10 protein-coding genes and 2 pseudogenes are annotated in these 9,078 nt (G+C 66.7%); 9 read left to right on the top strand and 3 right to left on the bottom strand.

What is annotated here, in order from left to right; genetic code table 11:
- Positions 1-457: 457 nt before the first annotated feature.
- The 9 genes and pseudogenes from J7E89_RS41530 (at position 458) to J7E89_RS37610 (ending at position 6,317) form a co-directional block, all read left to right on the top strand.
- On the top strand, positions 458-634 hold the full coding sequence (locus tag J7E89_RS41530) for a TIGR02679 domain-containing protein (RefSeq protein WP_251061625.1): 177 nt from the start codon (positions 458-460) through the stop codon (positions 632-634).
- Between the two features lie 49 nt (positions 635-683).
- A pseudogene (locus J7E89_RS37640) lies at positions 684-1,476 on the top strand (IS5 family transposase).
- 227 nt (positions 1,477-1,703) lie between these two features.
- Complete coding sequence (locus J7E89_RS37635) at positions 1,704-3,056, top strand: hypothetical protein (RefSeq protein ID WP_214980650.1); 1,353 nt, start codon at positions 1,704-1,706, stop codon at positions 3,054-3,056.
- Between the two features lie 88 nt (positions 3,057-3,144).
- The gene (locus tag J7E89_RS37630; RefSeq protein WP_214980649.1) at positions 3,145-3,798 is read left to right on the top strand and encodes a hypothetical protein; all 654 of its coding nucleotides are present in this window, start codon (positions 3,145-3,147) and stop codon (positions 3,796-3,798) included.
- A 106-nt stretch (positions 3,799-3,904) separates the two neighbouring features.
- Positions 3,905-4,183, top strand: a complete 279-nt coding sequence (locus J7E89_RS37625) for a hypothetical protein (RefSeq protein ID WP_214980648.1) — start codon at positions 3,905-3,907, stop codon at positions 4,181-4,183.
- Between the two features lie 127 nt (positions 4,184-4,310).
- The gene (locus tag J7E89_RS37620; RefSeq protein WP_214980647.1) at positions 4,311-4,664 is read left to right on the top strand and encodes a DUF6042 family protein; all 354 of its coding nucleotides are present in this window, start codon (positions 4,311-4,313) and stop codon (positions 4,662-4,664) included.
- Positions 4,665-4,760: 96 nt separating this feature from the next.
- On the top strand, positions 4,761-5,036 hold the full coding sequence (locus J7E89_RS37615) for a hypothetical protein (protein ID WP_214980646.1): 276 nt from the start codon (positions 4,761-4,763) through the stop codon (positions 5,034-5,036).
- 762 nt (positions 5,037-5,798) lie between these two features.
- Positions 5,799-6,019, top strand: a pseudogene (locus J7E89_RS41525) (IS5/IS1182 family transposase); the annotation flags it as partial.
- A 16-nt stretch (positions 6,020-6,035) separates the two neighbouring features.
- Positions 6,036-6,317 (top strand): hypothetical protein, encoded by a 282-nt coding sequence (locus J7E89_RS37610; protein WP_214980645.1) that lies wholly within the window; start codon positions 6,036-6,038, stop codon positions 6,315-6,317.
- A 277-nt stretch (positions 6,318-6,594) separates the two neighbouring features.
- Here J7E89_RS37610 and J7E89_RS37605 read toward each other — a convergent pair whose 3' ends face one another.
- The 3 genes from J7E89_RS37605 to J7E89_RS37595 form a co-directional block, all read right to left on the bottom strand.
- Positions 6,595-7,008: a VOC family protein gene (locus J7E89_RS37605; protein ID WP_214980643.1), complete on the bottom strand. Its 414-nt coding sequence runs from the start codon at positions 7,006-7,008 to the stop codon at positions 6,595-6,597.
- Positions 7,005-7,589: a dihydrofolate reductase family protein gene (locus J7E89_RS37600; RefSeq protein WP_214980642.1), complete on the bottom strand. Its 585-nt coding sequence runs from the start codon at positions 7,587-7,589 to the stop codon at positions 7,005-7,007. The genes J7E89_RS37605 and J7E89_RS37600 overlap by 4 nt, the downstream gene beginning before the upstream one ends.
- A gap of 127 nt (positions 7,590-7,716) precedes the next feature.
- Positions 7,717-8,922 (bottom strand): IS256 family transposase, encoded by a 1,206-nt coding sequence (locus tag J7E89_RS37595; RefSeq protein ID WP_214980651.1) that lies wholly within the window; start codon positions 8,920-8,922, stop codon positions 7,717-7,719.
- Positions 8,923-9,078: the final 156 nt, after the last annotated feature.

The raw sequence follows: 9,078 nt of genomic DNA, 5'->3' as shown, positions 1-9,078 counted from the left end.
CACCCCCTGCCGGGATCAACTCCCGGCAGGTTTCCCACACATCCGGCCCGACCGTCTCCCCGGCCCATTCCCCCATCACCACGAGAAAGAGTCTGGCCCCACCGCGCACGCGGCGGGGCCAGAACCCAAGATCTTCACGAGCCTTTTAGACAGGACCATGCGTGGCTGTCGAGGGGTGTTCGGCGCTGTCCACAGCTCCAGGCAGAGCCGGACGCGGACACACTCAATGGTCCTCACCATCGCCGGTTTGGCCAACCGGCGATCACGGCGTATGTTGCGCTCCTCACCGGCCAGGGCCTGAACATCCGGCGCCTGAAGCCGGCCGGGCGGCTGGCTCGGCCCCGCCGGAACAACTGCCCTCACCGGCCAACGCCACCACAGGAGACACCAAAGCCCTCAACCCGGCCGCGGCTCGCTGCCGACACGGGTCCTGCGAGCCCTGGCCATGACACGCGGAATGCCCCTCAAAGCAGGGGCCGAGGCTCGGCGCGAGTTGTGGGATGCCTTCGGCGTCATCGTCGACGACCTGGCCAGCCGCATCCTCGTCCTCAACCTGCCAGCGACCGGACAAGGGCTGGGCCGGTGGCTCACCGACGCCGCCCGCTACGGCACCCTACGTGCTGGTTGGCCGTGACCGGTGTGATGATTCGGCTGTTCGTGAGGGTGTGGGTACTCGACCGTGGATCGTGGACGATGAGTTGTGGGCGTTGATCGAGCCGTTGTTGCCCCCGTGGCCGGATCGGTCGCCGGGGCCTCGGCCGGTGTCGGACCGGCTGTGTCTCCAGGGCATCCTGTTCGTCCTCTACAACGACATAGCCTGGTAACTCCTGCCTCTGGCGCTGGGGTTCGGTTCGGGGCAGACCTGCTGGCGACGTCTGGACCGGTGGCAGAAGGCAGGGGTCTTCGACCAACTGCACCGGATCCTGCTCGCCGAACTGAACGCGGCCGGCGAACTCGACTGGTCACGTGCGTGCGTGGACGGTTCCCACGTCCGCGCAAAAAAAGGGGGACCCGACACCGGTCCGTCGCCGGTCGACCGGCGGAAAACGGGCAGCAAACACCACCTGATCTGCGACGGACGCGGCCACCCCACTCAAAGTCATCACCACTGCGGCCAACGTCAACGACGTCACCCAGATCCTCGCCCTGGTCGACGGGATCCCGCCCGTCGCGGGCCGCCCCGGCCGGCCCCGCCGAAGGCCCGAAGCCCTGCTCGGCGACAAGGGCTACGACTCCAACCCGAACCGCGACGCGCTGCGCAAGCGCCGGATCCTGCCCGTCATCTCCCACAAGGGCCGCCCGAACATCAAGGGCCTGGGCAAACTCCGCTACGTCGTCGAGCAAACCTTCGCCCTGCTCCACCACTTCAAACGCCTCGCAGTCCGCTGGGAACGCCGAACCGAACTCCACGACCCCTTCGTCTCCCTCGCCTGCAGCCTCATCTGCTACCGACGCCTCAAGAAAGCCTGCTCATGATCGTGTTACGAGCTCGTAGGGACGTTGGCGTGCCTTTCACCGGGGGACTGATCGTGATCACTCATCGCTGGCGAGAGAAGATCGGTCGCCCCACCTCCGCTCGCGCGGAGAACACCGCCGTGCAGGTGATGCGCGCTGCCCTGGCTGGTCTTGGTGGGGGCTCCGCACTTTGTGCCTGACGACCACATCTGCGTGGGATCATGAGGTGCCGACAACCTGGGGGGAACATGGCGCGTATCGGGCTTGAGCACTACACGGACGTTCCTGGCGAGGTAGCTGCGCTCGAGGCGTACTGGCTCTTGGCCGAGGACGGTGAGACGTGGGTGCAGACCGTCACCGAAGTCCGGGCCGCATTCGGGCTCAAAGCCCAGGAACTGACGAGGATCGTGCAGTCCGGCGGCACCGCGTTCATCGTCGACATCGCGTGCACCGAGTGCGGCGGTTTCACGGAGGTGGCGCATCGGACCGAGTTCGCGTCCTTGGTCCGGCAGGGCAACATCGTCTGCAGCTCCTGCCAGCTCCTTGCCCAGCAGGAGCGAGCGGAGGCAGAGCGGAAGGCCGCGCAGCAGCGCCGGGAGGTACTTCTCGCCCGCTTCCCGATCCACAGCACGGACCCCCTCGCCGTCGACAGCCTTTCCCTGTTCCAGGCGGTCGCCCTGCACGCCATGTTCGGCGACCCCGCGGTCGAGGACGCCGGCCTGACCACGCCGACGAGCATCTGGCCGAAGGACCGTCGGTGGGCCCCGGAGAACATCCTGTGCGACTTGGAGCGGCGTCTCCTTCATGCCGAGCCGCGGACGGTGAGAGTTCATCCTGACTCGCACCAGGACGCATTCGTGTGGAAGGACGACGCTCCGGACGGCTCGCACTACCTCGGGCAGGTCAGCTACTACCTGTACGGCCCCGAAGAGCAGCTGAGGGCTCGGTCTCCGCATCTCCTCCACACGCTGAACCAGACCTTCCGAGAGGGACCGTGGCCTTCCCAGTGGCACGATCAGTGGCGTGACCTGTGGAATGAGCTGACGCTGTCCTACGCGTCGACTTACCTCGACATGAAGCTGGGTGAACACCACCTCGAGATGAAGCAGGGTGACGGCACCCTCGCTGCCCTGAAGGACGCCTTGGCGACGTTCAGCCTCGGCCAGGTCTTCAACTTCATCTACCGGGCGACGAAGGACTCGGCGGCGTACTACCAGCGTGGCGGCGTCAACAAGCGGCAGGCCGCGAACAGCACGGTCGGGCGCATTAGTGCCGCTGCCGACCGTGCTCGTGCGAATGGGTGGGAGATCAAGTCGTTCGGCCGGCCGTGGAGCCTGCCGCTTTCTGCGATCGGGGAGACGTTCTTCAGCAAGGTCATGTGGCAGGCGGACATGATGCTGGTGCCGGTCCGGGAGGTAGTCGTTCCCCAGCACGCCGCCGCCGTCGCGCACGCTGATGTCCCCCAGCAGGCCCAGAAGTCGCCCGGGGAGGCCAGCGACGGATGGCCCCCGGAGCCTTCAGACGACGACATCGAGGACTGCGGTGGATGCGGCCGGCGGATTTACGGCAACGAGCTCTGCAAGGAGTGCCAGGCTGTGTAAGTTACCTTCCGTGACCGAATCAACGGAGGGCGTAACTGTGCCCTCAGTGCCGATCCCTACGCCCCAGTTCCGTGTTGACGGGGCAGGAATGCTGACCGTTACGGCGGCCCCCGCGTGGTTTGAGTACATGGCCCGCGCCGAGGAGTGGCCTGACTTCGCTGAGGACCTTGCCGCGCAAGCCAGGACAGCGGTGAATCCGCACCTGTGTCTGAGCACCGATACGCAGACGGGGATTCCGTGCCGGATCCCCATCCGCGACGAGCCGTGTGTCCACCACGGGCCCCAAAGTAACGAGAACCGGTGCGGAGCGGCGACGAAGTCCGGGAACCCCTGCCGGTTCAACCTGGTTGCGCACCGCTACCCCTGCCCGAGCCACCCGGAGACGTACGACCGGATCCAACAGGCGGAGGCGCAGGAAAAGGCCGAGCAAGAAGCTGAGGCCGAGGAGTGGGCTGCCGAACAGTGCCGCATGCAGGAGAAGCGCACGAAAGCTGCGCTCGAGCTCGCGTGCCCGCATTGCGAGGCGCCACCGGCAAGCCCGTGCGTCATGCCGAATTCGGGCAATGTGGCATCAAAGCTGCACGGCACCCGGTACCGCCGCCTCGACCACGCTCTGCAAACTAAAACGCCCTGCCCGTCTTGTGGTGCGGAGGCCAGCGCGTTCTGCCGCACGTCGTCCGGCCTGGAGGCAGCCGACGTACACGCCGCCCGCCGACACAGGCCGGGAGGCCAGGTCGTTTGAGACCTGTCCCAGCGTTTCTGGGTAACCGACTTCCTTTTCATCCCTTGACAGGTGACAGCCGTTCCAGCCGGGAGTGGGCGCGCCTCGAGAGACGAGGATCGACATCGTGACGAAGAAGCCGAAGCTGACCGTGGAAGAGCACGCTTCCATCGGGGCCCGCCTGGCGGGGATCCGGGACGAGCTCACCACCCTGTACGTCGAGCTCGCCAACGCCTACCCGCAGTCCGGCCCGGAAGCCGCGCCGGCACGAAAGGCAGAGAAGGCCCTCAAGTCCATCGACGACGCCCGCAGCGACCTCGAGAACGCCCTCTACTGGGAACACCCGGAGCAGGCTGCGACCACCACGTACTACCCGCACCGCGAGGACCGGGCCCAAGTCGGCTGAGCCCTCCGCCCACCTCGTCGGCATCCCAGTCGGCATTGGCGGCGCCGCTTGACTTGGCGCCCTGCCTGCACGGTACGGAAGTTGAAATACCACACCCATCGGAGTTCCCAGGGGGACCACTGCCGGGATGCGCATCCCGACCACCATCCGCGGGCTCGCCCAGACGATGCTGGACCTCGGTCTGGTGGCCCATCAGGACGGCGTCTGGAGCATGCCCGAAGTCTTCCCTCTGCCCGAGGACACCCTGACGGTCCCGAAGCCTGTCCTGGCACGCCTGCGGCGGATGCGTCACTTCGCGTACACCGAACCTGCGGACTTGGCGCTCGTCCACCACCTCATTGATGACCTCGACTACCCCGAGGAGGTGTTCACCTCCCTCGACCGGCTCGTCGCCATCACCGGGGTGGACATCGAGAAGGTGCAGGCCGCCCTGGACCAGCTGGTGGAGATCGGTGACGCCCAGCTCACGAGCACCGCATGACCATCAGGCGCGGAGCCTGAAGCCAATGACGGCACGGGCTTGCCGCACCACCGCGCACAAGTACATCCGGCCCATCATCTGAACTGAAGGATCATCATGACGAAGCCGAGGCTCACCCTGCTCGAGCACGCCACCCTCGGGGAACGCTTGGCCGCGATGCGAGACGAGCTCCTCCACCTGCACGTGCTGCTCGACAACGCCTACCCGAAGACCGGACACGAGGGGGCGCCGGCCCGAAGCCTGGAGAAAGCCCAGCGGGCGATCGACGACGCCCGTACCCATCTGGATCACGCTGTGTTCCGGGAGTACCCGAGGCATGCGTCAACCGCCCTGTACTACCCGCACCGCGAGGATCGGGCCGCGGTCGACTGAGCTGTACGCCACGCCGGGCCTGCACCCACCCGAGCATGTGACACTTCCGTCGATCGCGGCCCTGGATAACGGCCGCCCGTTGTCAGTGCCGCCTCGTACGGTGGTGACTGTGGATGGTCGTCGGCTGCCGGATACGGTGGCACCCGCCCAGCGCGGTCACACGACGGCCGACACGCGCCAAAGGCCGCCCCCGTCGTCAGCGGGGCGGCCTTCCGCGTTCCTGGTGCGAAGGTTCGACTTGGGTCACCCGAAGGTGCTGGCGATGTCCGGCTCGGGCAGCACATCCACACTGGAGCGCCACGGTCAGTGCCCTACAACGTGGCAGACCACCCACAACCGCACCGGCTTGTTCACCCAGTGCATGTTCCAACCGTGGTTACCCCGGGAGAACCACTGCGGGGCGATGGTTCTCTCTATCGCGACCTTCTGCCTCTGCTCCAGATCGAGGGAGAACGAGCCGGCGTTCCGGCCGTCTTCGTCAGCGTCATCGATTCCGCTCCTGAACCGGCGCGGGCTCCAGATCACACGGGCGAGTTCCTCCTCGCTCGGCGTGCCAGCCCAGTGTGTCCGTGGTTCTCGCTGTCGTCCCGGATCGACAACTCCACGCGGCCCACCGAGCCGAGAGCGGCCGGCCTGGTGAATTGGACCGTCATCATGTCCTGGTCGTCGAGCTGGGGATGCAGTTCCGCGTGCCACCGGTCACGCTCGATCTTCGCGACAGCCTCCGCGGTCTGAGCGGAAGAGTCAGCGGTCAGGGCGGCCTACCAGGGCGCCGGGCGCCCCGTCCGGGTGCCGTTCAGGGGCCGTCGGCTCATACGCTGGAAGCGGCGACACAACAGCGCCCAAGCCAAGATCCGCTGTCTCGGCGAACAGGCCATGGCCACCCTGAAGGGCTGGTGCCTTCTGCGGAAGCTCCGCTGCGGCATCAACCGGATCACCACATTGTGAAGGCCGTCGTCGTCCTTCACCACGCCTCAACCTGAGGTTAGAAAAGACTCCATGAGTTTTGACATCTTCGTGTGCCGGTTCGAGAACGGTGAGCCGGCACCGCTGGACATGAGTGCCGCGCACGAGGTCCTCGACCCCTATGCGGTGTCGCGGGACCCCGAGACGTACTTCCTGCTGGTGAGTACGGCGGAGGGGGAGGAGGCGGGCGTGTACTTCAACAGCCCGACCGGCATCACCTTCAACCGCTTCGGAGGGGACGGGATCATGGACCTCCTCGCCGTCCTGCTGCGCCAACTGGATGCCGTGCTCGTCGTGCCGGGGGGCCGACCATGATTCAGCGGGACGAGGACCGCGAGCTTCTGCCCGCCTCCCTCAAGGACGAATGGCCCGTCGTCGTGGCCCGTACCGGCGCGGAGATCGACCAGGCGATCCGGGCTTCCTGAACGAACGAACAAGGGGCCGTCCCCGGTGTGTGTCACCGGGAACGGCACCGTCGTCTCCCGCCGCGCGGAGTAATCGTCAAGAGCTGTGGGTGAGGTGGAGCTGCCGCTGCGCGTTGCGCCGCGGCCGCATCGACAGGTGCTTCGTCACTCCACTCACGTTGGCTGTCTCAGGAGAAGTCTGCTGCGGTGATGCCGTCGGGATGTCCGGACGGCCATTCCACCAGCTCGATCCGGTAGCCGTCCGGGTCCGTGAGCCACGACGTCTTTGGGCCATGAGGGCCGCCTGGATACTGGATAGGCTCCGGCTCCAGGCCGGATTCGGCCAGTGTCTCCAGGGCGGTGGCGAGTGTTTCCACCTGGATCGCGAGATGGTCGAAACCGTTGCCCACGTCGATGCGTCCGTCGCCGGGGCGGTCGACCAGTTCGAGCGAGGCCGCCGGTTCGCCGGGGAACTTCAGGATCGCAAGGCGAGCACCGTCACCGGGTTCGACCCTGCCCAGCTCGACGTAGCCCAACGCGGTGTAGAAACCGAGCGAGCGGTCCAGATCGGTAACGCGGTACGCCACGAAGAGCGTCTTCATGCGGTCTTCTCGGGTTGGTGCACCCGGTAGCGGAGGTGCGTGACGTCTCGATCGTCGAGCCGGCGGACGAGGTCGAGTTCAATGTGATCACTACCGAGATGGTCGAACAGCCGTCGGCCGCTGCCGAGAAGGACCTGGACCAGATGGATCTCCATCTCGTCGATCTGCCCGGCTCGGAGAAGGGCTTGGGCCGCTCCCGCTCCGTGGACCATGACCGGCCGGTCACCGGCTGCCATGCGAGCCTGACGGGCGCAGTCCGCGACATCGGTGACGAATCGCGCGTGGCCTGGTGGCACGTCCCCGTCATCCACGTGGTGGGTGAGGACGAAGATCGGCACGCCGTCGTGATGGTCGCCCTGCCAGCGCCCGGCGAGTTCGAATGTCCGACGGCCGGAGATCACTGCGCCGGTTGCCAGCGCTTCGCGGTAGACCTGTCCGTTGGGCCCATCGGATTCCCGATCGTCGAGCCAGTTGAAGAGCCGCCCACCGTTGCGTCCGAGCTCCTGGCCTGACCGATCGTCCGGGCCGGCGATATAGCCGTCGAGGGACATCGACATGTACAGCCGAATCGGAGTGTTCATCCTGGCCTCCATCTCTCCTCCTCCATGACACCGGGATCCACCGGCTTCCTGCCCGCCGGGCGGGATGTCACAAGGAAGACTGCAGTCAACCGGAAAACTCATCGGCCTGGGGGTCAGTTGAGGTCGTTCAGGCTGCGTGGCTCTCCGGGCGTTCGACGAGGTGGCCGCGTTCGAAGCGGGCTCCGGCGCGGACGAGGGCGACGAGGTGGGGTGCGTTCACGGCCCGCCAGCGGGTCTGGGCGGACTCGACGAGCTTGAAGACCATGGCCAGGGCGGCCGCCGCGCTGCCGGCGCCCCGGGTGACCTTGGTCCGCAGCCGGACGGTGGCGAAGGTCGACTCGATCGGATTCGTGGTCCGCAGGTGGATCCAGTGCTCGGCGGGGAAGTCGTAGAACGACAGCAACTCGTCCACGTCATCGATGATCTTCTTGACGGCCTTGGGCCATTTCACGCCGTACGTCTTGTCGAACGCGGTGACGGCCTTCAGCGCGTGGTCGCGGTCCTCGGCGTTGTAGATCTCCTTGAGGGCCTTCTTCGCGCCGGGTTGCGCGGACTTCGGCAGGGTGTTCGTGACGTTGGCGATCTTGTGAACCCAGCACCTTTGATGCCGGGTTTCGGGGAACACCTCGCTGATGGCCTTCCAGAAGCCGAGGGCGCCGTCGCCGACCGCGAGGACGGGTGCACGCATGCCGCGGCGTTGGCAGTCGCGCAGCAAGTCGGCCCAGGAGTCGGCGGATTCGTGGTAGCCGTCGGCCATGGCGATCAGCTCTTTGGTGCCGTCCGCGCGCACGCCCATCAGCACCAGGACGCACGACTTCGCCTCTCGCAGGCGTATGCGCAGATGGATGCCGTCGGCCCAGACGTAGACGTAGTCGCTGCCCGACAGATCGCGCTCGCCGAACGCGGAGTGGTCGGCCTGCCACTGGGCCGTCAGACGGGTCACGGTCGCCGGCGATAGCCCCGCGGAGCTGCCCAGGAACTGCTCGAGGGCGGGCACGAAGTCGCCGGAGGACAGGCCGTGCAGATACAGCAGCGGCAACACCTCGCTGATCTGCGGGGACGTGCGGCACCACGGCGGGAGGATCGCCGAGGAGAACCGCTTGCGCTCACCCGTCGTCTCCTCGACGCGCTTGTCGTTGATCCGCGGGGCCTTCACCTCGACCGCCCCGGCCGTGGTCGTGACCTTCCGTGGCTGGTGGTAGCCGTTGCGGACCACCAAGCGGTGCCCGCGCTCGTCACGCTGGTCCGCCAACTCAGCTATGTAGGCGTCGACTTCCGCCTCCAGGGCGGCGGCCAGCATCCGCCTCGCGCCCTCGCGGACGATTTCGTCGATAGGGAGCCGGTCTCGGTCGTTCCATCGGCGTTCACTACGCTCAGCACGGGCGTGCCTTCCCGGCCGACGGTGCAACGCCGGCCTGCTCGATGACCACAAGTCGATCACTCGGGAAGGTATGCCCTTCGCGTCCAACCGAGGCCGATCCACAGACAT

It is taken from the genome of Streptomyces sp. ISL-100, from assembly GCF_018614615.1.
In the GTDB taxonomy this organism is placed as follows: Bacteria; Actinomycetota; Actinomycetes; order Streptomycetales; family Streptomycetaceae; genus Streptomyces.
The sequence above is the reverse complement of the archived record's forward strand: the minus strand, read 5'-3'. Positions and strand labels throughout refer to the sequence as shown.